The 20481-nt window shown below is 60.4% G+C and carries 19 protein-coding genes; 12 read left to right on the top strand and 7 right to left on the bottom strand.

Annotated elements, in window-relative coordinates:
* Nucleotides 1-46 precede the first annotated feature (46 nt).
* From GT495_RS04540 to GT495_RS04505, 8 genes are all read left to right on the top strand, one after another.
* Nucleotides 47-514 carry a PTS sugar transporter subunit IIA gene (locus GT495_RS04540; RefSeq protein ID WP_161161660.1) on the top strand — a complete coding sequence of 156 codons (468 nt, stop codon included), beginning with the start codon at nt 47-49 and terminating at the stop codon, nt 512-514.
* A 187-nt stretch (nt 515-701) separates the two neighbouring features.
* On the top strand, nt 702-1925 hold the full coding sequence (locus GT495_RS04535) for a peptidylprolyl isomerase (RefSeq protein ID WP_161161659.1): 1224 nt from the start codon (nt 702-704) through the stop codon (nt 1923-1925).
* Between the two features lie 54 nt (nt 1926-1979).
* A complete protein-coding gene (locus GT495_RS04530) occupies nt 1980-2423 on the top strand; it encodes a GatB/YqeY domain-containing protein (RefSeq protein WP_156063935.1) in 444 nt (147 codons plus the stop codon).
* Nucleotides 2424-2979: 556 nt separating this feature from the next.
* A complete protein-coding gene (locus GT495_RS04525) occupies nt 2980-3702 on the top strand; it encodes an amino acid ABC transporter ATP-binding protein (protein WP_187323870.1) in 723 nt (240 codons plus the stop codon).
* Between the two features lie 126 nt (nt 3703-3828).
* Nucleotides 3829-4695: a transporter substrate-binding domain-containing protein gene (locus tag GT495_RS04520; protein WP_161161658.1), complete on the top strand. Its 867-nt coding sequence runs from the start codon at nt 3829-3831 to the stop codon at nt 4693-4695.
* A 114-nt stretch (nt 4696-4809) separates the two neighbouring features.
* Entirely contained in the window at nt 4810-5556 is a 747-nt protein-coding gene (locus GT495_RS04515; RefSeq protein ID WP_161161657.1) for an amino acid ABC transporter permease, read from the top strand.
* 3 nt (nt 5557-5559) lie between these two features.
* A complete protein-coding gene (locus GT495_RS04510) occupies nt 5560-6207 on the top strand; it encodes an amino acid ABC transporter permease (RefSeq protein ID WP_152078220.1) in 648 nt (215 codons plus the stop codon).
* A gap of 171 nt (nt 6208-6378) precedes the next feature.
* Nucleotides 6379-7002, top strand: coding sequence for an AAA family ATPase (locus GT495_RS04505; protein ID WP_022094991.1), 624 nt, complete (start codon nt 6379-6381; stop codon nt 7000-7002).
* A 246-nt stretch (nt 7003-7248) separates the two neighbouring features.
* On the opposite strand, the gene gltA is transcribed toward GT495_RS04505, so the two are convergent.
* The 6 genes from gltA to glmU all read right to left on the bottom strand — a co-directional run bounded on the left by gltA (nt 7249) and on the right by glmU (nt 14995).
* Entirely contained in the window at nt 7249-8658 is a 1410-nt protein-coding gene (gene gltA, locus GT495_RS04500) for an NADPH-dependent glutamate synthase (protein WP_161161656.1), read from the bottom strand.
* The gene (locus tag GT495_RS04495) at nt 8649-9488 is read right to left on the bottom strand and encodes a sulfide/dihydroorotate dehydrogenase-like FAD/NAD-binding protein (protein WP_161161655.1); all 840 of its coding nucleotides are present in this window, start codon (nt 9486-9488) and stop codon (nt 8649-8651) included. Before GT495_RS04495 ends, gltA begins: the two co-directional genes overlap by 10 nt.
* A 357-nt stretch (nt 9489-9845) precedes the next feature.
* Nucleotides 9846-10475: an aminoacyl-tRNA hydrolase gene (gene pth / locus GT495_RS04490; RefSeq protein ID WP_192924132.1), complete on the bottom strand. Its 630-nt coding sequence runs from the start codon at nt 10473-10475 to the stop codon at nt 9846-9848.
* Nucleotides 10476-10826: 351 nt separating this feature from the next.
* A complete protein-coding gene (locus GT495_RS04485) occupies nt 10827-11663 on the bottom strand; it encodes an endonuclease domain-containing protein (protein WP_240131355.1) in 837 nt (278 codons plus the stop codon).
* Nucleotides 11664-12404: 741 nt separating this feature from the next.
* Nucleotides 12405-13391, bottom strand: a complete 987-nt coding sequence (locus GT495_RS04480; protein WP_161161653.1) for a ribose-phosphate pyrophosphokinase — start codon at nt 13389-13391, stop codon at nt 12405-12407.
* A 191-nt stretch (nt 13392-13582) separates the two neighbouring features.
* Entirely contained in the window at nt 13583-14995 is a 1413-nt protein-coding gene (glmU, locus tag GT495_RS04475; protein ID WP_161161652.1) for a bifunctional UDP-N-acetylglucosamine diphosphorylase/glucosamine-1-phosphate N-acetyltransferase GlmU, read from the bottom strand.
* Nucleotides 14996-15198: 203 nt separating this feature from the next.
* Between glmU and GT495_RS04470 the strand changes: the two genes are divergently transcribed.
* From GT495_RS04470 to GT495_RS04460, 3 genes are read left to right on the top strand one after another with little or no spacing between them, the layout of a single operon-like run.
* The gene (locus GT495_RS04470) at nt 15199-16077 is read left to right on the top strand and encodes an energy-coupling factor transporter transmembrane component T (protein ID WP_161161669.1); all 879 of its coding nucleotides are present in this window, start codon (nt 15199-15201) and stop codon (nt 16075-16077) included.
* Nucleotides 16077-17531: an ABC transporter ATP-binding protein gene (locus tag GT495_RS04465; protein ID WP_192924131.1), complete on the top strand. Its 1455-nt coding sequence runs from the start codon at nt 16077-16079 to the stop codon at nt 17529-17531. The genes GT495_RS04470 and GT495_RS04465 overlap by 1 nt, the downstream gene beginning before the upstream one ends.
* Nucleotides 17532-17535: 4 nt before the next feature.
* Nucleotides 17536-18249, top strand: a complete 714-nt coding sequence (locus GT495_RS04460; protein WP_161161651.1) for a DUF6580 family putative transport protein — start codon at nt 17536-17538, stop codon at nt 18247-18249.
* A gap of 535 nt (nt 18250-18784) precedes the next feature.
* On the opposite strand, the gene GT495_RS04455 is transcribed toward GT495_RS04460, so the two are convergent.
* Complete coding sequence (locus tag GT495_RS04455) at nt 18785-19603, bottom strand: exodeoxyribonuclease III (RefSeq protein ID WP_161161650.1); 819 nt, start codon at nt 19601-19603, stop codon at nt 18785-18787.
* Between the two features lie 113 nt (nt 19604-19716).
* On the opposite strand from GT495_RS04455, the gene GT495_RS04450 reads away from it, so the two are divergent.
* Entirely contained in the window at nt 19717-20469 is a 753-nt protein-coding gene (locus GT495_RS04450) for an NAD-dependent protein deacylase (protein ID WP_161161649.1), read from the top strand.
* The last annotated feature ends 12 nt before the right edge of the window (nt 20470-20481 follow it).

Below are 20481 nucleotides of genomic sequence, written 5' to 3'. Positions count from 1 at the left end.
CTATCATATGGGGCATTGTGAACCTCATGCAACTTTGGAGGACGGTATGGCGGATAACGCCGAGATGCTATTCTCGCCTGAGCTGGTGTTTTTTGATTGGGAGTGCGCGACGCCGGGTGAGGTGTTTGCGCGTCTCGAGGGTGAGCTTGCCCCGCGCGGCTACATTACATCCGGTTGGCTCGATGCCGCCCGCGCGCGCGAGGATGCCTATCCCACGGGCCTTGCCATGCCGGCGGCCAACATCGCCATCCCGCACACCGATCCGGGGTTTGTGGCTAAGCCCTATATCGCGGTGGTGAAGCCCGCATCGACCGTGACGTTTAATGCCATGGCGGGCATGGGTGCCCCGGTGCCGGCGCAGATCATCATCAATCTGGGCATTGCCGAGCCGCGCGGCCAGGTCGAAGCCCTGCAAGCGCTTATGAATATCTTTATGGATGCCGACGCCGCAGCCGATGTGCTCGGCCAGACCACGTGCCAAGGCATGGTCGATGCCATCCGCCGCCACTTTTAGGGTCGGCACTTGGGGACTGTCCCAAACTGCCGGCAGAAAAGGAACGTCCCTAATTGCCGTCTGCCAGAGTGGCCCCCTTTGCACCAAAATGGTGCAGATTAACCTGTCCCCCATGCACCAGGTGTGCCGCGGGGGCTGCGTTGTGACACAATGGCGTTTGTTCGATTCGTGATGCGAAAGGCCAAACATGGCAAATAAGAAAAAGAACCCCGAGGCCGCACCGACGCCCGAGCAACAGGCTCGCGTCGCTTCCAGCTCTCGTCAGAAGCAGCGCAAGACCTATGTGTCCAAGACCGTCAAGATCGTCCTAGTGGTCATCGGCGTGCTGGCAATGCTGCTTTCCGTCTCGGCCATGGCGTGCTCCGGCCTGATGTCGCAGACTGAAAGCGCCAGCTCGGGCTATAAGCTCACTGGTGGCGTGGCTGCTACCATCAATGGCACCAACCTCACCGAGGACACCGTGACCAAGCAGATCATGAGCATGCGCACGTCCCATGGCTACACCAAGGACAAGGACTGGGCGCAGTATCTGGTCAACAACGATCTCACGCCCAAAAAGTACCGCAAGCAGCTCATCGACTCCTACACGCAGCAGATTCTGCTTCAACAGGCGCAGAAGGAAAACGGCGTGACCGTCTCGGACGAGGAGGTCGAGAAGGCCTGGAAGGACGCCTGCAAGAGGTCCGGTGGCGCCAAGGCCTTTAAGAAGACGCTTAAGACCTATGGCTACACCGAGGACACTTACAAGGACTCGCTCAAGGAGAGCCTGGCGCAGCAGAAACTCAAGGATGCAGTAGCGCCCACAAGCAAGCCCAAGGACAGCGAGATTGTCGATTACATCAACGAGAACCTGTCCAAATACAATGACGCCCGTCGCTCGTCGAATATTCTGATCAAGGTCGGTTCTGACGCATCTGACGAGGCCAAGGCCGCCGCCAAGGCCAAGGCGCAGGAGTGCCTGGACAAGATCAACTCCGGCAAGCTGAGCTTTGAGGACGCTGTGAAGCAGTACTCCGACGATACCGGCTCCAAGGATAAGAAGGGCGATGTGGGCTGGGACAAGCTCACCACCTTCGTCGACGGCTACCAGAAGGCGCTCGAGGGGCTCAACAAGGGCGATGTGAGCGACGTCGTCGAGTCGACCTATGGTTACCACATCATCAAGTGCACCGACTACTTCCATGTCGATAGTCAAGTCGATGACATCAAGCAGGTACCCAAGGACATCAAGAAGTACGTCTCCAACGTGGTGAAGACGCAGGCAGAGAGCGCTGCGTACAGCGAGTGGCTGGAGCAGTACAAGAAGGACGCCGACATCACCGTTAACCCCATGCCCAAGGACGTGCCGTACAACGTCAGCCTGAAGGGCGTCACCAAGAGTTCGACCGACGATTCGTCGAAGACTGAGTAATCATGGGGCGGCGCTCATGCGAGTGCCGCCCGCACTATTGAGGAGGATTTGCAGATGACCAACGAAGAGCTGCAGAAGGAAATGATTGCGGCCATGAAGGCTAAGGACAAGGTTCGCCTGTCCATCATTCGCCAGGTCAAGGCCGAGGTGAAGAATATCGAGGTCAACGAGCGCCGCGATGTGACCGAGGAAGATGTCAACAGCATGATCAAGCGTCTGATTAAGCAGACGAGCGAGACGCTGGAGATGTCCATCAAGGCCGGCACCGACCAAGAGCGTACCGACAATCTGGCCGAGCAGGTCAAGATTCTGGAGAGCCTGCTGCCCGCGCAGGTTTCGGGCGAGGAGCTCGAAGCCCTGATTGATCAGGTTATCGCCGAGCTGGGCGCCACGTCCAAGAAGCAGATGGGCCAGGTCATGGGCGCGCTCGGCAAGTCCACCGGCGGTAACTTCGACAAGCCGGCCGCGGCAAAGATCGTGGGCGCAAAGCTTGCGTAATTTGTTACGCGGTTTTACCAAACCGCGTAACGGCTCGACGCTGCAAGCCCGTACACGCGGCAATCTGACGTTCAATTTCAAAGGCGCGACCATAAGGTCTGCGCCCTTTCATTTCACGTCACCTTGCTCGCGTGTACGGGCTTTCGCTGACTAAGCGCTCATTGGGGACAGACTTAAATGAGTGCCCACTCATTAGGTACTCATTTAAGCCTGTCCCCAATGAGTAGCTGGGCGCCAAGGGCTGTCCCCGGCTGTCAGCAGAAAGGGAACGTCCCTAACTGCCGGGCTAAGAGCGTCCAACGGCAAGTCTGAGCAACGATTATTGGATATTTTTTAGTCAAATGCTCGAATTTAGTGCTGCGCTACCGCATAAAAGGCGGCGTTTGTGTATCGCAATTGTAACATTCGGGTTTCCAAACGGGTCAAGCAGGGCGTTTTGAGGTCGGCGTGTTTATACAAAGGCTAATATTGATAACCCAAAAGAGCTTAGTGCGACTTGGGGTACACGGGTGCCCCAGTTTATGGCAGATTAGGGAGGAACTCGTTCATGTCCGACATGATTCAGATCAAAGGACTTAACAAATACTTCGGAGACCTGCACGTTCTGAAGGACATCGACCTCACCGTTAAGGCTGGCGAGAAGGTCGTCATCATCGGGCCGTCAGGCTCGGGTAAGTCGACTCTCATCCGTTGCGTGGATTACCTCGAGGAGCCCACGTCGGGTGAGGTCATCATCGACGGCACGCCGCTCACCAAGAAGAACCACCTGGAGATGGCTCGCAAGTACAGCTCCATGGTGTTCCAGCAGTTCAACCTCTATCCCAACATGACGGTGCTCGGCAACCTCACGCTTGCTCCCATCAAACTGCAAAAGAAGAGCAAGGAAGAGGCGACCAAGACGGCCATGGCCGCGCTCGAGCGCGTCGGCCTTGCCCAGAAGGCCGGCGAGTATCCGCAGAACCTTTCGGGTGGCCAGCAGCAGCGCGTAGCCATCGCCCGCGCCCTGTGCACCAAGCAGCCCATCATCCTCTTTGACGAGCCGACCTCCGCACTCGATCCCGAGATGGTCCAGGAGGTGCTCGACGTTATGGTCGAGCTCGCGCAGGAGAACATCACCATGATCTGTGTCACGCACGAGATGGGCTTTGCGCGCCAGGTGGCCGACCGCGTCGTGTTTATGGACGACGGCCAGATTCTGGAGGAGGGCACGCCCGATCACTTCTTCGAGAATCCGGAGAATCCGCGTTGTCGCGACTTCCTGTCCAAGATTCTCCACTAACGACTAGCTCGTTTATTTGTTTTTGATTTCGTGTGCGGCTTGCCGCATCGAGATATGCCGAATGTGTTCGGCAGCACGGCGGCTGCGTCGCCTTGCAATGCGTATCACGTGGAAGGGGTACCAACAATGGATATGTCTCGTCGTCAGTTTTTGCAGGTAGCCGGTATGGGCATCCTGAGCGTTGCCAGCATGGGCACGCTCGCCGGCTGCGGTTCGAGCAGCGATGGCAAGTCCGGTTCCGCCAGTGGCGGCAGCGACTCCAAGCTTGCCGCCATCAAGGACCGCGGTAAGCTCAAGTGCGGCGTCAAGAAGGACGTTATCGGCTACGGTTATCTCGATACCAAGACCAAGAAGTATGAGGGCCTCGAGATCGACCTGTGCTACCAGATCGCCGCCGCCGTCCTGGGTGTCTCGTATGACGAGGCTGTCGAGAAGGGGCTCTGCGAGTTCACCGACGTCACGCCCAAGACCCGTGGCCCGTTGATCGACAACGACCAGCTCGACATCATCGCCGCCACCTACACCATCACCGATGAGCGCAAGAAGAGCTGGGACTTCTCGACTCCGTACCGCACCGATCACGTCGGTATCCTGATCAAGAAGAAATCCGGCATGACCAAGATGGCCGACCTCGACGGCAAGATTATCGGCGTTTCCCAGGGTTCCACCACCAAGGACCTGGTGCTCCAGATGCTCAAGGACCAGAACGTCGACGCCACGCCCGAGTTCAAGGAGTTCCCGGACTACCCGTCCATCAAGAGCGCCCTGGACGCCGGCAACATCGATGCCTTCGCCATGGACCGCTCAACTCTCAAGGGCTACACCACGGACGACTGCGAGCTCCTGCAGCCCGATGTTGAGTTTGGCGCCCAGGACTACGGCGTGGCCACCAAGAAGGGCAGCGACCTGTCCAAGACCGTCGACGACACCGTCAAGAAGCTCAAAAAGGACGGCTGGCTCGACAAGGAATACACCAAGTGGGACCTGCTCTAACGTAAGCTCTTTGCCATCGTGACCAGCGCGATGGGCGCTTGCGATGGCCGTATATCGCCCGGATGCCCGTGCGTCCGGGCGATTTGTTAGGATAGATAGAAAGGACCGCTCGTCATGCTCGATGGACTCCTCGATCCCATGCGATGGCAGATGACCTTTAGCGAGATGGATAGCTTTTGGGATGGCTTTTTCGTCACGCTGCAGGTCGTGGTTGCCGGCTTGGCGCTCTCGCTGATTCTGGGCACGCTGTTGGGCGTGTTTTCTACCACGCGCTCCCGCGTGCTGCGCGCGATTAGCCGCGTGTATGTTGAGTTCTACCAGAACACGCCACTGCCCGTTCAGGTGTTCTTTATGTACATGGCGGGCCCCCAGCTGCTCCAGGCCATTACGGGGGCGGACGGCCCCGTTCGCATCTCCTCGTTTGCGCTCGGCTTTTTAGGCGTCGGCCTGTATCACGCTGCCTATGTGTCCGAGGTTATCCGTACGGGTATCGAGGCGGTACCGCGCGGTCAGATGGAAGCGGCGCTTTCGCAGGGCTTTAGTCGCGTGCAAGCGTATCGCTACATTATTCTGCCGCAGACGTTTAAGGTCATCCTGCCTCCGCTGTGCAATCAGGCACTCAACCTGGTCAAGAACACGTCGGTGCTTGCGCTCATCGCCGGTGGCGACCTCATGTACAACGCCGATGGTTTTGTCTCGACCTATGGCTACCTGCAGGGTTATATCCTGGCATGCGCGATGTACTTTATCATCTGCTTCCCGCTGGCGCTGCTCGTCCAATGGCTCGAGCGTCGCTCTAAACTCCGTCCCCGCGCCAAGGTGATCCCCGGTGTGACCGATGCTGCCGCAAAGGAGGCGTAAGCGATGCAGATTTTCAATGCCGACAACCTGAGCTTTATCATGCTCGGCTTTGCAAAGACGCTCGAGATTTCGTTCTTTGCCATCATCTTCTCCATCATCCTGGGCACCGTGCTCGCGATGATCAAGCAGTACTGCAGGGGCAAGCTGCGCCCGTTTTCGATTTTGGTGAGTGCCTATATCGAGCTGTTCCGCTGCACGCCTAACCTGCTGTGGATCCTGTTTATCTACTTCACCGTCAAGGGCGACGACGTGGTGATTTCGGTCTTGGCCTTTACGGTCTTTACCTCGGCGGTTATGGCCGAGATTATCCGCGGCGGCTTTAACTCGATTCCCAAGAGCCAGTTTGAGGCGGCGCAGAGCCAGGGCTTTGGCTTCTTTGCGACGATGCGCATGATTATCTTGCCGCAGACGTTCAAGACCATCATCCCCGCGCTCTTTAGCCAGTGCACGACGGTGATTAAGGACTCCTCATATCTTGCAGGCATCAACGTTGCCGAGTTCATGTACTCCACCAAGGTCGTTATGGCGCAGACCTCGGAGCTTTCCCAGGTGCTTGCCCTGTACGGCTTTACCTTCGCGATGTACTTTATCCTCAACTTTGGTATCTCGCTGCTGGTGAGGGCATATCAGCGCCGCATCGTGGCCGCATAGTTCTGCTTCCCCAAGCACGGCACCCTGCCCCTCAATCGTCGCCTGCGTACATTCAGTACGCGGCGCTCCTCTTTCGGGGCAATCTGCCGCACTTGGGAAACCAGGACGGTCGTAAGTGACAAAATGGGAATCAGGAATCGCCTATTTCCCGTTTGTTAGAAAGGAATCGCGATGAGCGATCTGGAGAACAAGAAGAGCCCCGTGGTCATTACCATCGCGCGCGACTTTGGCGCCGAGGGCCACGAGATTGGCCGTATCCTCGCCAACGAACTGGGGATTCCGCTGTATGACAACGAGCTGCTGGTGCGCGCGTCGCTGCGTGCGGGCGAGTCGCTCGATAAGATGGCCGCCTATGACGAGCGTCTGGCTGTGGAGAACATGGCGTTTCTGCCCGACCGCTACGATGCGCGCTCGTACTCGGACAAGTTGTTCCAAAAGATGAGCCAGGTGATTTTGGACTTGGGCGAGACCGAGAGCTGCATTATCGAGGGCCGTCTGTCCGATTACCTGCTGCGCAATAACCCCAATCACATTGCCGTATTGGTGACCGCTCCCTTTGAGGACCGCGTCGAGATTGTGCGCAAGAAGCGTGGCCTCAACAAAAAGAAGGGAGCCAAGCTGGTCAAACAGCAGCAGAAGGCGCGCGAGGCGTTCTATAAGCGCTACAGCGCCGGCAAGTGGAAGATGACGAGCGGCAAGGACATCGTCGTCAACCGTGCCAAGCTGGGCCGCGAGGGTTGCAAGGACGTCATCGCCGCTGCCTACCGCTACAAGGTGGCTCAGCTCGAAGGCTAACCAACTAAAACCACCATAAAGGGACAGGCACCTTTGTGGTGGTTTTGTTTTAGGCCGAGGGGAAGGCTTTGGCGGCAGTGCCTATCCTCGGCTTTTGCAAAATCTCGATCTGTAACACCAAGCCAGCGAAAATGGCTCTAACTGTTACAGATTGAGATGCAGCGTGGGCGGCCGGTATAGAAAAAGTCCCCGCCGGGCGTGTGCTCGACGGGGACTTTGCCGTTTGATGACTAGTGCTGCAGGTGATTACTCGCCCAGCAGGCTCTTGGTGATGGATGCGGCGGCCTTCTTGCCGGCGCCCATCGCCAGAATGACCGTAGCGGCACCGGTGACGATGTCGCCGCCGGCCCAGATGCGGGGATCGGTGGTCTGACCGGTCTCCTCGTCGGCGACGATGTAGCCCCACTTGTTGAGCTCCATCTTGCCGCCGATCTTGGCAGCGAAGGGGTTGGCGTTGGTGCCGATAGCCGAGATCGCGACGTCGCAGGGGATCTCCTCGATGGCGCCCTCGATGGGCACCGGGCGACGGCGGCCGGACTCGTCGGGCTCGCCGAGCTCCATCTTCTGGACCTTGACGGCGCACACGGAGCCGTCCTCGCCAGCGACAAACTCGAGCGGGGAAACGAGCGGCAGAACCTCGACGCCCTCGGCCTTAGCATGGTGCAGCTCGGCGCGACGGCAGGGCATCTCGTCCTCGGTACGACGGTAGGCGATGATGGCGTGCTCGGAGCCCAGACGCTTGGCGGTACGGACGGCGTCCATAGCTACGTTGCCGCCACCAAAGACGACGACGTTCTTGCCGTGCTTGGTGGGGGTGTCGTACTCGGGGAACTTGTTGGCCTTCATCAGGTTCACGCGGGTGAGGTACTCGTTGGCGAAGAAGACGTTGGGCAGGTTTTCGCCGGGGACGTTGAGGAACTTGGGCAGGCCAGCGCCGGTCGCCACGTAAATGGCATCGAAGCCCTGCTCGAACAGCTCCTCGGCCGTGGCCATGTTGCCTACGACGGAGTTGTACTCAAACTTGACGCCCATGTCCTCCAGGCCGTCGATCTCGCGCTTGACGACCGCCTTGGGCAGACGGAACTCGGGGATGCCGTAGACCAGCACGCCGCCGCCGGTGAAGAATGCCTCGAAGACGGTGACGTCAAAACCGTTACGGGCGAGCTCGCCGGCGCAGGTGATGCCGGACGGGCCGGAGCCGACGACGGCGACCTTCTTGCCGTTCTTGGGGGCCATCTTGGGCGTGGAGGCGAGCTCGGGGCGGTCACCCAGGAAGCGCTCGAGCTGGCCGATGGCCACGGGCTCGGACTTCTTGCCACGGATGCACCTGCCCTCGCACTGGTTCTCCTGCGGGCAGACGCGGCCGCAGATGGCGGGAAGCATGGAGTCCTCGCGGATGGTATCGAGAGCGCCGCCGAAGTCCTTCGCGCGGATCTGCTCGATAAAGCGGGGGATGTTGATGTTGACGGGGCAGCCCTCAACACAGAACGGCTTCTTGCAGTTGAGGCAGCGCTCAGCCTCGGCCAGCGCCATCTCCTCGGTGAAGCCCTTGTCGACGGGGCGGAAGTCGCAGGCGCGCTCGGCAGCCGGCTCCTCGTTATCGGGGGTGCGGGGCGACTTCATATCGGCAACGAAACGACCGTTAACTAGTGGCATGCGCAGCTCTTTTCCTCATAGGCCTTGAGGGACTCGCCCTCTTCGGAACGGTAAGCGGCCTGGCGGGCACGAAGGTCATCCCAGTCGACCAGGGTGGCATCGAAGTCGGGGCCATCGACGCAGGCGAACTTGGTCACGCCGCCCACCTCGACGCGGCAGCAGCCGCACATACCGGTGCCGTCAACCATGATGGGATTGAGCGACGCGGTGATGGGCGTGTCGTACTTCTGGGCGGTGAGGGTCGAGAACTTCATCATCGGAACGGGGCCGACGCAGAAGACCTGACTCACGGCCTTGTCCTGCAGCAGGCGCTCCAGCGGAGCGGTGACAACGCCCTGCTCGCCGTAGGAACCGTCGTCGGTGGTGATATGGATGTGGTCCTCGTCGAGGAGCTCGCGGAACTGGTCCTCCATGAGCAGGAGGTCCTTGGTGCGGGCGCCCATGATGGCGTGGACCTCATGACCGGTCTCGACCAGGTGCTTGGTGACCGGGAAGGCAATTGCCAGGCCGACGCCGCCGCCAATGACGGCGCAGGGGCCCTCGGCCATCTCGGTGGGAACGCCCAGCGGGCCCACGACGTCACGCAACGACTCGCCGGCCTCGTAGGTGGAAAGCATCTCGGTGGTCTTGCCGATTACCATGAAGATGAACTCGACCCAGCCCTCGTCACCGTTCCAGCCGGCCAGGGTAAACGGGACGCGCTCGCCCGTCTCGTTGGCGCGAACCATGAGGAACTGTCCAGCGTGCGCATGTTTGGCGATAGCGGGCGCCTCGATGCGGAACTTGAACACCTTCTCCGAGAACTGCGTCTTCTCCAGGATCTTATACATAGAACCCCTCTCTTGTTAGGGCCGCCGAACCGTGCCTCCACGGAAATGGACGGTAGCCCGAATAAAACCGTACGCGCACAGGCGTTGTGCAGACATACGGTACAAATTATACCCTCATGGACATGCTGTTTACGTGTATCTTCGGCCGTTGGGAAAAGTGACCTACCAAAAAGGGACAGGTTTATTTTAGCGGGTTTTATCAGGCAAAACGGCAAAAGGGGCCGGCCTCGGGTTGTGATGAGGCCGGCCCCCTTTGGGGCGCTATGTGTGGTGGCACAGGGTTAATTGCGATGCGGCCACCGCGGCGTTTCCGCACATAAAACCTGCCAAATTAAACCTGTCCCTTTTTGGTAGGTTTTAGTGCTTGCCGTTGGCGGAGGCGGCACCGTTGACGTGGTCGCGGGCATAGACCACGCCGTGCACGATGGCGAGACCCGCCGCGTCGGCCGCGCGGACGCAGGTGTCATGGAAATCCTCGGCCTCGCGGGCGCGCAGCTGTTTAAGCACGTAGTCGGCGACGGCCATCTTGCCGGGAGGGTTGCCGATGCCGGTGCGGATACGGCTGAAGTCGCGGCTGCCCATCTTGTCGATGATGGAACGCAGGCCGTTGTGGCCAGCATGGCCGCCGCCCACCTTAACACGTACGTCGCCGGCGGGAATATCGAGCTCGTCGTGGATTACGAGCAGCTCCTCGGCCTTGATCTTGTACTCGCGGCAGAGCTTGGAGATGGGACCGCCCGAGGTATTCATGTACGACTGCGGCTTGACCAGCACAATCTGGCGCTTACCGCCCTCTTCCTCGGGGTCGTTGATGTTGATGCGTGCGATCTCGGCGCCGGCCTGGTTTTTCCAGTACGTGACGCCGGCCTGACGGGCCAACTCGTCGATTGCCTTAAAGCCGGCGTTGTGGCGGGTCTCGGCATATTCCTCACCCGGGTTGCCAAGCCCGGCAACCATGCGAATCTTGAGCGGCTGTGCAGCTGCCATGTGCTTCCTTTCGTCGATTTGTCGTCTGCTATGGTGAGCGACCCCGTTACAGCTGTCAAATGGAGGGCGATCGAGGCTGTTTGGTGGCGTTTGGGCGGCCGCCAGAAGCCCAGGTGGGCAGTTTGTTCAGATACGTATAAAACACGAGCTATCGAAGCGCTCGATTCGATGCCGTAGTGCTGGTCGGTCGCTCCAACTGGTCGGTATAGTGCTGTTTTGAAGTCTGTTTTATTATCGAACAGGGCGAATTGCACAGAGTTGACGGCAAAACGGCTCGATCTGATATGCCCATTTATACGTATCTGAACCAACTGTCCGCCCTTGCTCGGCAGTAAGTGTGCAATCCGGTTTTTAGACCGGCGCGAGGCCGATTCCAGCCCGCAGGGCGTTGAGCCAAGCGGCTTGACGCTTGCGATAACCCTTGATGCGATAGCGGAATCGAGCCCCCGCAAGTCGATGCATCGTCTGGGCGAAGGCTTCGAGTGCAACAAGGTCCTTCATTTGGTCACGATTGATAACTAGGACGTGGATACCCATGGCCTTGAGGCCATTGTTGCGATTTCCGTCGTGAATGCGAGCATTTTGAAGCTCATGTCCAATTCCATTGTATTCGTTGTCGATTCCTGCGGCAGGACAATATAAGTCGCAGATGGCATAGGGGATGCCCGAGGACATGTTGACCGCAAGGGTGTCGAAGTCGATTCTATAGTTGAGTAGCAGGCCTCCCATGGGCAGGCTGCAACATCCGAAACCGCCAAAACGCATGGGCGCGCCAAGGACGGCAAACATTAAGGATTCCGCTGGGGATGCGGATCCGGTGCGGGCGAGTTTAACGGCCGTGCGAAACGAGGCATAGGAGCTGCTTTTGGCGAACCGTGCGATTGCCTCGAGATCTTCGATGGTTGTAGCGGGTTCGCACTTGTAGTGTGCCTGTTCGTAACGGGCTTCGACTCGTCCTTCGGGTGCCAGTTGGCTGCCCTGACAATCAAGATCGCCCATCGCTTCGAAGCCGTCGGCCTTGGGCCACGTATCGTCATAGGCGATGGGGTAGGTTGCCTCGGGCGGAAGGGAGTAAGTTCCGAGCAGCTCCATAAGGAGCATCAAGGTTTTGGCGACCGACTCATTTTTTGAACAAAGCATGGCCGTCATGGCGGGAGACGTAGCGTAGATGTCGGCTTCGATGCGCATGATTGCACTTTTGGGAAGCGCGGCGGAGAGAATGTGCTGGCGGAGTCGCTTGTCGGGACGCCTGTTGTCTTCGTTTGAAATGAGAAGATCAAGCGGTTCGGAATCGTCTTCATTCCAGGCGTCGAGGATCGAAAGCGCGCTAAAGTCTACCGCGTCATTATTGGGAATGCAGCCGGCTAGAGCTTGCGCCTGCTGTCCGCCGTCGATGGAGTCCCAAGGAAGGGCAGAGTATGCCCGTCGTGCGCGGCGAATTGCGCGGAGGGCGGAGAAATGTGAAATCACGGTGGTCATAGTTACAAGGTACTAAGCCGCTGGCGAAACGCGACTGCCATGCCGTTCTTTTCGCCCAGCGGGGTGCTGCGCGCCATGAACGGTCGGGTGTTAGGAAAACGGGGATATTACTGAGAGCTTGCGAGAAAGTGAGTCCCGCTGTTAATGTTAGCGATGGGTGTTGGACAGTTGGTTCAGATACGTATAAAGCAGCGTTTTGCTTGGGTATTTTCAGGGGCTTTTGAGGGCGAATGAAAGGCAAAGTGTGACGACTGCGCTCGAAAGCGTCGGGTTCGGGCTGTTTAGAGTATCCGTCGGCCATCTTCAGATGCCCTAAGAGGCTCATTAGGTTCGTAAATAAATACGTATCTGAACTAACTGTCCAGGGCGGGTTGGCGAGGAATAGAAAAGGGGTCGGAAGCGAGCTTCCGGCCCCTTAAAAACACCAAAGATGATGCGATGCACGCTGGACTACAGCGCGAAGTCGCCGCCGACGAGCGTGGAGACGGGCTCCTCGTGGTAAACGGCGGAGATGGCCTGAGCGAACTCCTCGGCGACCGAGATGGTCTTGATCTTGCTGCCGACCTCGACGGGAATGGCGTCGGTGACGAGGCACTCGACGATCGGGGCGTCGTTCAGACGCTCGATGGCCGGACCGGAGAAGATGCCGTGGGTGGCGCAGACGTAGATGTCGCCGGCGCCCATAGCCTTGAGCTCCTTGACGTTGGCGCACAGGGTGCCCGCGGTGTCGATCATGTCGTCGTTGATGATGCAGGTCTTGCCCTCGATATCACCGATGATGCCCATGACCTCGGCGGCGTTGTGGCGCGGACGACCCTTGTGGGCGATAGCGAGGCTGCAGCCGAGCATGTCGGACAGCTTCTTGGCGGCCTTGGCGCGACCCACGTCGGGGGAGACGACAACCAGGTTGTCGGTGTCGAAGTGCATGTTGTTGTAGTACTGGCCAAACAGCGGCAGTGCGGACAGGTGGTTAACCGGGATATCGAAGAAGCCCTGGATCTGGCCCTGGTGCAGGTCGAGGGTGATGATGCGGTTGACACCGGCGCGCTCGAGCAGGTTGGCGACGAGGCGGGCAGTGATGGGCTCGCGCGGGCCGGCCTTGCGGTCCTGGCGGGCATAGCCGTAGTGGGTGATAACGGCGGTGATGGAGCGGGCGGATGCACGCTTGGCAGCGTCGGTGGCGATGAGCAGCTCCATGAGCATGTCGTTGACGTTGCCGCCGGCCACGGACTGAATCAGGAAGACGTCGGCGCCGCGGACGGTCTCGTCGTAGCGGGCGTAAATCTCACCGTTGGCGAACTGCTTTAGCGTAAGGCCCGAAAGCTCGACCCCAAGGTACTCAGCGATCTTCTGAGCGAGGGGACGGTTGGAGGAACCGGAATACACGCGGATGGACTTGCGCATATTCTCCGACTTCTCGGGATCATTAATCGGCATTACCCTTCTCCTTTATATCGAATGCCATATAGATGCCTTGTTGCATTGTAACCGCGCGGCGGGGTTTATCAGGTCTTGATAATGTCTTTACCGTCAACGGACACGAACCGACCACTCATCCGGTCGCGCAGGTCACAATAGAAAAAGGAGCCGTCCCCATGGGAACAGCTCCTTAGATGCTTGGTAAAACGTTATACCTCGTCGTCCTCGTGCAGACGGCGGCGATAATCGGCGGCCCAGCCCTCAATGTTTACCTGACGGGCGCGGCCCAGACCGAGTGCGTCGGCCGGGACCGGCTCGGTGATGACGGAGCCGGCGGCCACGAGCGCGCCGTCGCCAATCTGGGCGGGCGCGACCATCATGGTGTCGGAACCGATGAAGGCATCCTTGCCGATGACGGTCTTGTGCTTGTGGACGCCGTCGTAGTTGCAGGTGATGGAGCCCGCGCCCACGTTGACGCCGGAGCCCATGGTGGTGTCGCCGATGTAGGACAGGTGCGGCACCTTGGAGCCCTCGCCGATCGTGGACTTCTTGATCTCCACGTGCGTGCCGGCCTTGGAGCCGTCGAGCATATGGGTGCCCGGGCGCAGGTAGGCGCGCGGGCCGCAGTCGACGCCGTTCTCGATGACGGCCTCGATGGCGATGGTCTCATCGATGATGCAGCCGCTGCCGACGGTGGTGTCGGTGAGGCGACTGTTGGGGCCGAGCTGGCACTCCTCGCCCACGGTGACGTGACCGATCAGGTGCGTCTGCGGCCACACGATGGTGTCTCGGCCGATGACGGCATCGGGGCCTATCCAGGCCTGCGTGGGGTCGATGAACGTGACGCCCTCGGCCATCCAGTGCTCGTTGATGCGGTCGCGCGCGATGACTGTGAGCTGCGCGAGCTGGATGCGGCTGTTGACGCCCAGGCCGTCGCGGTAGTCGTCGCAGTGGAAGATGGAGACTGCCTGGCCGTGATCCTTGAGGATTTCGAGCATGTCGGGCAGGTAGTACTCGGACTGCGCGTTGTCGTTGCCGATCTCGTTAATGTGGGCGGCAAGCTGCGCGCCGTCGAAGGCGTAGCAGCCGGCGTTGCACTCCAGCAGCGTGGCGGCCTGCTCGGGCGTGCAGTCCTTCTGCTCGATGATGCGCTCGATCTGACCATCGGCGCCCAGCTTGATGCGGCCGTAGCCGAAAGGATCGGGCGGGGTCATGGTCATGACGGTGCAGGCGAGCTCGCCGGTGGCGACGGTCTGCGCGAACTTGGCGACGGTGTCGGCGGTGATGAGCGGCAGGTCGCCGTTGAGCACCACGACGGGGCCTTGCGTGATGCCACAGGCCTCGAGCGCGACCTTCACGGCGTGACCGGTGCCCAGACGCTCGGTCTGCTCGACGCACTCGACCTTGGTGGCGCTGTTGGCGTAGGCGCCGTCGATGAGGGCGCGCATCTCGTCGGCGTGGCTGCCGATGACAACCACGACGCGGCTGCAGCCGGCCTTGATGGTAGCGTCGACGATCCACTGGACCATGGGCTTACCCAGGATCTTGTGCGAAACCTTGCAGTGGTTCGACTTCATGCGGGTGCCCTCGCCGGCAGCGAGGATAATTGCGGTTGCGTCCATGTGATCTCCTGTTACGTTATAGAGACGTGTGTTTGGAAACGATACACGGCGCAATATGATACCGCAGGCATATGACGAGCGCGTAACGATTGGTTTGCGGCGGTTGAGGCTTGCGCCGCCGGCGTGGTATTTGCGCTGGTTGTGTATGGCGGCGGCGCTGCGGCGTTGGCGTTTGAGCGAGGGATGGGGTGCCCGTGGATATCATGCGAGGAAAATTGGGCGCCGAGCCCGTCGCGGCATTTTCGATGTCGCATCCGGCGGTGCCGGCGCTCTACATGGTGCTGACGTTGGGGCTCACCATGTTCTCGATGCAACCGGTGCTGATCGCGCTGTCGCTTGCGGGCGGGCTGGCGTACGGGCTTGCGACGCGCGGCACCGCGCGCACGTTGGGGGCGCTTCGCTGGCAGCTGCCGGTGATTTTGATCATTGCGGTGTTCAACCCGCTGTTTAGCGCCTCGGGCTCGACGGAGCTGTTTCGTATTGGCATGCGTGCGGTGTATCTAGAGAGCATTATGTACGGCCTGTGCATGGGTGGGCTGTTTGTGGCGAGCGTGCTGTGGTTTGAGGCCGCGGCGTCGATGCTTGGCTACGACAAGGTGCTTGCGCTTTTGGGCAACGCCACACCGGTGATCGCGCTCATGATCTCGATGTGCATGCGGCTTATCCCACAGTTTTTGCGCCGGGGCCGCACGGTGCTGGCGGTGCAGGACGCGATCGATGTACCGGGGCGTGCGCCCACCGATCCCGTGCGATCGCGCCTGCGGGCGTCGACCGTTTTGATGGGCTGGGGCATGGAAGATTCGCTTGAGCGCGCGGACGCCATGCGCTCGCGCGGGTGGGGCGCCGCGACTCGTCGCACGACGTACGCGCGGTATCGGCTGGCGTGCGGCGACGCTGCCGCGCTGGTTGGACTTGCGGCGTTTGGTGTGGCCACGGCGGCGGTGGCGTGGATCGCGACGACGCAGTATTCGTTTTACCCGCAGCTTTCGGTGCCCGCGCCGTGGCTGGGCTATGTCGTGTATGCTGCCTGGATGGTGCTGCCCTGCGTGTTGCATGCAATCGATGAGAAGAGGTTTGGCTGATGGCTCGGTTGGACGGGAGCATGATGGCGGGCGCGGTGTGCGGCCCGGATATGTCGGCGATTGAGGTGCGGAACCTGAGCTTTGCCTACCCCGGGGCTGATGCTGCGGTGCTCGAGCGGCTCGACTGGTCTGTTCCCCAAGGTGCATTTGCGTTGCTTGTTGGCGGTACCGGATCGGGTAAGTCGACGCTGCTGTCGCTGCTCAAGCCCGAGATCGCTCCGGCGGGCGAGCGCACTGGCGATGCGCGCGTGCTGGGCGAGAACGTTGCCGACATGGACGTGCGCGCGTCTGCGGAGCGCGTGGGCTACGTGTTCCAGGACCCCGAGAACCAGATTGTGTGCGAGACCGTGTGGCACGAGATGGCGTTTGGCCTAGAGAATCTGGGCGTGTCGCGTGACGAGATGCGCCGCCGTGTTGCCGAGACCAGCTATTTCTTTGGTCTGGAGGACTGGCTTCATCGCGATACCGATACGCTTTCGGGTGGCCGCAAGCAGCTGCTGTCGCTTGCCGCCGTCCTGGCGCTGCGTCCGCGTGTGCTGCTACTCGACGAGCCCACGTCTCAGCTCGATCCCGTTGCCGAGAAGAATTTTCTGCACGCGCTGTTTCGCGTGAACCGTGAGCTGGGCTGCACGGTTGTTGTGGCTACGCATCAACCGCGGTCGATGCTCAATTATGCGACGTGTGCGTACCGGATCGAGGGCGGCCGCGTGAGAGATGTGGTTGACCTGGCGAGTTTCGGTAGTCGCGAGGGGCTTTTGGATTTGGACTCTTGTCGGCCCGCTCAGGGGGCGGCGACGAGTGCGGCGGCAGCTATTCGCGAGGGCTGGTTTCGCTACGATCGCGCGGGCGGTTGGGTGCTGCGTGGGCTCGATGTGACGTTTTCGGCCGGCGCGGTGCATGCGGTCGTGGGCGGAAACGGCTGCGGAAAGTCGACGATGCTCTCGGTGCTGGCCAAGACGGCTAAGCTGCAGCGTGGCCGCATGGTGCGTGGGACGGCTTCGGCGGCGCTGCTGCCACAGAATCCCAAGGCATTGCTGGTCGCCGAAACGGTGCGCGACGAGCTGATGGAATGGGCTTCGTCCTGCGGATACGACGAGGCCGCGGCACAGGAGCAGACAGCGCGCCTGGGCCTGGCGGGCTTGGAGACGCGTCACCCGTACGATCTTTCGGGCGGTCAGCGCCAGCTGCTTGCGCTGGCAAAGCTGCTGTTGATTGGTCCGGAGCTGCTGCTGCTTGATGAGCCCACCAAGGGCCTTGATCTGGCAAGTCGCTGCATTATCGCCCGAGCCCTGCGCGAACATGCGCAGGCCGGCGGTACCGTCGTCATTGCCACGCACGACTTAGACTTTGCCGAGCAGGTGTCCGACGACGTCGCCATGATGTTCGACGGCGAGATCGCCTGCATGGAGTCTCCGGCAGATTTCTTTGCCGACAACGTGTTCTACAGGGCGTGATGGGATGACGGATCATCGCGCCTCGCACCTACTCACAAAAATGGAGATTCCGCTGCTCCTGGCGGTGCCGGCAGTGATGACTGCGGCGTTGCTGGCGGGCATTGAGCAGGCGGCGCTTGCCATGCTTGTCGTGGTGGCGCTGGTGCTTGCGCTGTTCTTTGCGGGCTACGAGGCGTCGCGACCGGGCCTGCGCCAGATCATGCCCACGCTGGTGCTGGCGGCGCTGGCCGCGGCGGGACGCATCCTGTTTGGGCCCATTCCCGATTTTAAGCCTGTGAGCGCTATCGCCATTATCGCGGGGGCCACGTTGGGTCGACGCAACGGCTTCATGGTCGGTGCGCTGGCGGCGCTGACCAGCAATTTCTTTTTTGGACAGGGCATGTGGACGCCATGGCAGATGTATGCCTGGGGCCTGGTTGGATATGTTGGCGGTGCGCTGGCGCATGCGGGTGCGTTCGACCGTGCGGATGGAACCGTGCGCATGCCGGCGCTGATGGCGTACGGCTTTGCCTCGGGCTTGCTGTATGGCGTTGTGATCAACGCGTATGACATCATCGGTTTTGTGCAGCCGCTCACCTGGGCAGGCGCTGTGGCGCGTCTTGCTACGGCGGTGCCGTTCGACATCACACACGGACTCGCGACCTGTGTGTTTTTGGCCGCCCTGTACAAGCCCTGGTGTCGCCGCATCAACCGCGTCGTCGTGAAGTACGGGCTGTAGCGGCGATTGCGCCGGGGCGAGAATCAATACTGCCTTGGTGTCATATCAAAACTATGCCGGTTTACGGGGCTAGATTGGCGCAGGCCGATCATACCGGCATTTTTCGAAAATAGACGAGCCGTCTACCTGCGGTTTTATTTCGCTCGAATTGTGTGTGGTTAGGGATCTGCGATTCAGTCCCGTAAACCGGCATAGTTTTGGAATGGCCGGTTGATATGACGGGCATCATGGCCCTCAGAGAGTCAATTGATCCGTTTTCTTCCGTCCTGAGACGTCCCCAGGGAATCGGTTGACGGCGCTCGCCACGAAACTGGCCCATCTACTACGTTTAGCCCAACACCCCCAAGCACAACCGCGTTTTATGAAAAACCTCAGGCTTTCTACCTGCGGTTTTCTTTTTGCGTTGTTCGCTGTGGTTGAGGGAAGTGGCTTAAACGTAGTAGATGGGCCGATTTCGTGGCGGGTGGGTCGCGTGGATGCCCTCGGAGAGCCAAAGCGATCCGTTTTCCTCCGTCCCCGGGGGATCATTTGGGGGTTAGAGCTCCAAGGCGAGGGTGACGGGGCAGTGGTCACTGCCGAAGATGTCGCCGCGGATGCCGGTGTCGCGTACGTTGCCGGCGATTGCGTCACTTACCAGGAAGTAGTCGATGCGCCAGCCTGCGTTGTTCTTGCGGGCATTAAAGCGGTAGCTCCACCAGCTGTAGACGCCCTCGACGTCCGGATTGGCCGCGCGCCAGGTGTCGGTAAAACCGGCGTCGAGCAGCTCGGTAAACTTGCCGCGCTCCTCGTCCGAAAAGCCAGCGTTGCCGCGGTTGGACTTGGGGTTCTTAAGGTCGATCTCCTCGTGAGCCACGTTAAAGTCGCCGCAGGTTACGACGGGCTTGCCGGTTTCGCGCTCAAGCGCGTTCAAAAAGCCGCGATAGGCATCGTCCCAGGCCATGCGTACATCGATGCGCGCGAGTTCGTTTTGGGCGTTGGGCGTATAGACGTCGACAAACCAAAACTTGTCGAACTCGAGCGCGCAGACGCGGCCCTCGGTTGTGGCTTGGGCGACGAGCTCGGCCGCCTCGCCCTCGCCGGCGTAGGGCAGCAGTGCATCGGCGTGCAGCACGCGCAGCGGCTCCTTGCGGCTAAAGACCGCGGTGCCCGAGTACCCCTTGCGCTGGGCGTAGCTCCAGGTTTGGTGATAGCCGGGCAGATCGATATCGACCTGGCCCTCCTGCAGCTTGGTCTCTTGCAGCGCCAGTATATCGACATTGAGCTCCTGTGCGATCTGGATAAAGCTCGGGTCTTTTTTGAGCACGGCGCGCAGGCCGTTGACGTTCCACGAGGCGAACGTGTAAGTCTGAGACATGGTGTCCTTTCGACGGGGTTGGCAGGCTTAAGATTAGCGCAACAGGGGCGGGGCGGAGTCCGCGAGTGATAGCGCGATCGCCGCCGTCCCGGAGACACGGACGGAGGACATATATGACGCAGGCAATATCGGACCCCAAACAGGCCTCCGCCGCGCTGGCGGAACTGTTCGAAACCCATAGCCACGTGACCTTCTTTGGCGGCGCGGGCGTTTCCACGGCAAGCGGCATTCCCGATTTCCGCAGCGTGGACGGTCTGTATCACCAGCGGTTTTCCTATCCGCCCGAGACTATGCTCTCGCACAGCTTCTACGAGGCGCATTCGGCGGAGTTTTTCGACTTCTACCGGACCAAGATGATCGCGCTTGGCGCCAAGCCCAACCACTGCCACGCCAAGCTGGCGGAGCTGGAGCGCACCGGCAAGCTCGACGCCGTGGTGACTCAAAACATCGATGGCCTGCATCGGGCGGCTGGTTCGCGGCACGTGTTTGAGCTGCATGGCTCGGTCCACCGCAATATCTGCCAGACGTGCGGCGCGGTCTACAGCGCCGAATGGATTTGCGCGCGCGAGCACGAGGATGCCGCGGGCGTGCCCGTGTGCCCTGCGTGCGGCGGTCGCATCAAGCCCGATGTGGTCCTCTACGAAGAACCGCTCGATGAGCGTGTGCTTACCGGCGCCGTTGCTGCTATCGCTGCATCCGACGCCCTCGTCGTGGGCGGGACCTCGCTCGTGGTGTATCCGGCGGCGGGCCTCACGCGTTACTTTACTGGCGATGCGCTGGCCATTTGCAATTTGGCGCCCACCGATCAGGATGCAAATGCCGACCTGCTGATTTCTTGCGACATCGCGGCCGCGTTTGCATTCTAGCCCGCGCGCGCG

This window comes from Collinsella sp. BIOML-A6 (assembly GCF_009875845.1).
GTDB lineage: Bacteria > Actinomycetota > Coriobacteriia > Coriobacteriales > Coriobacteriaceae > Collinsella > Collinsella aerofaciens_H.
The sequence above is the reverse complement of the archived record's forward strand: the minus strand, read 5'-3'. Positions and strand labels throughout refer to the sequence as shown.

Excerpts from the sequence above, each read along its gene's own strand:
- GT495_RS04540 (WP_161161660.1), top strand. The coding sequence starts at position 47 with ATGGCGGATAACGCCGAGATGCTATTCTCGCCTGAGCTGGTGTTTTTT.
- GT495_RS04530 (WP_156063935.1), top strand. The coding sequence starts at position 1,980 with ATGACCAACGAAGAGCTGCAGAAGGAAATGATTGCGGCCATGAAGGCT.
- GT495_RS04455 (WP_161161650.1), bottom strand. The coding sequence starts at position 19,603 with ATGTCTCAGACTTACACGTTCGCCTCGTGGAACGTCAACGGCCTGCGC.
- GT495_RS04535 (WP_161161659.1), top strand. The coding sequence starts at position 702 with ATGGCAAATAAGAAAAAGAACCCCGAGGCCGCACCGACGCCCGAGCAA.
- GT495_RS04480 (WP_161161653.1), bottom strand. The coding sequence starts at position 13,391 with ATGCCGATTAATGATCCCGAGAAGTCGGAGAATATGCGCAAGTCCATC.
- glmU (WP_161161652.1), bottom strand. The coding sequence starts at position 14,995 with ATGGACGCAACCGCAATTATCCTCGCTGCCGGCGAGGGCACCCGCATG.
- GT495_RS04460 (WP_161161651.1), top strand. The coding sequence starts at position 17,536 with ATGACGGATCATCGCGCCTCGCACCTACTCACAAAAATGGAGATTCCG.
- gltA (WP_161161656.1), bottom strand. The coding sequence starts at position 8,658 with ATGCCACTAGTTAACGGTCGTTTCGTTGCCGATATGAAGTCGCCCCGC.
- GT495_RS04520 (WP_161161658.1), top strand. The coding sequence starts at position 3,829 with ATGGATATGTCTCGTCGTCAGTTTTTGCAGGTAGCCGGTATGGGCATC.
- GT495_RS04515 (WP_161161657.1), top strand. The coding sequence starts at position 4,810 with ATGCTCGATGGACTCCTCGATCCCATGCGATGGCAGATGACCTTTAGC.
- GT495_RS04470 (WP_161161669.1), top strand. The coding sequence starts at position 15,199 with ATGCGAGGAAAATTGGGCGCCGAGCCCGTCGCGGCATTTTCGATGTCG.
- GT495_RS04450 (WP_161161649.1), top strand. The coding sequence starts at position 19,717 with ATGACGCAGGCAATATCGGACCCCAAACAGGCCTCCGCCGCGCTGGCG.
- GT495_RS04505 (WP_022094991.1), top strand. The coding sequence starts at position 6,379 with ATGAGCGATCTGGAGAACAAGAAGAGCCCCGTGGTCATTACCATCGCG.
- GT495_RS04485 (WP_240131355.1), bottom strand. The coding sequence starts at position 11,663 with ATGCGCATCGAAGCCGACATCTACGCTACGTCTCCCGCCATGACGGCC.
- GT495_RS04510 (WP_152078220.1), top strand. The coding sequence starts at position 5,560 with ATGCAGATTTTCAATGCCGACAACCTGAGCTTTATCATGCTCGGCTTT.
- pth (WP_192924132.1), bottom strand. The coding sequence starts at position 10,475 with ATGGCAGCTGCACAGCCGCTCAAGATTCGCATGGTTGCCGGGCTTGGC.
- GT495_RS04495 (WP_161161655.1), bottom strand. The coding sequence starts at position 9,488 with ATGTATAAGATCCTGGAGAAGACGCAGTTCTCGGAGAAGGTGTTCAAG.
- GT495_RS04525 (WP_187323870.1), top strand. The coding sequence starts at position 2,980 with ATGATTCAGATCAAAGGACTTAACAAATACTTCGGAGACCTGCACGTT.
- GT495_RS04465 (WP_192924131.1), top strand. The coding sequence starts at position 16,077 with ATGGCTCGGTTGGACGGGAGCATGATGGCGGGCGCGGTGTGCGGCCCG.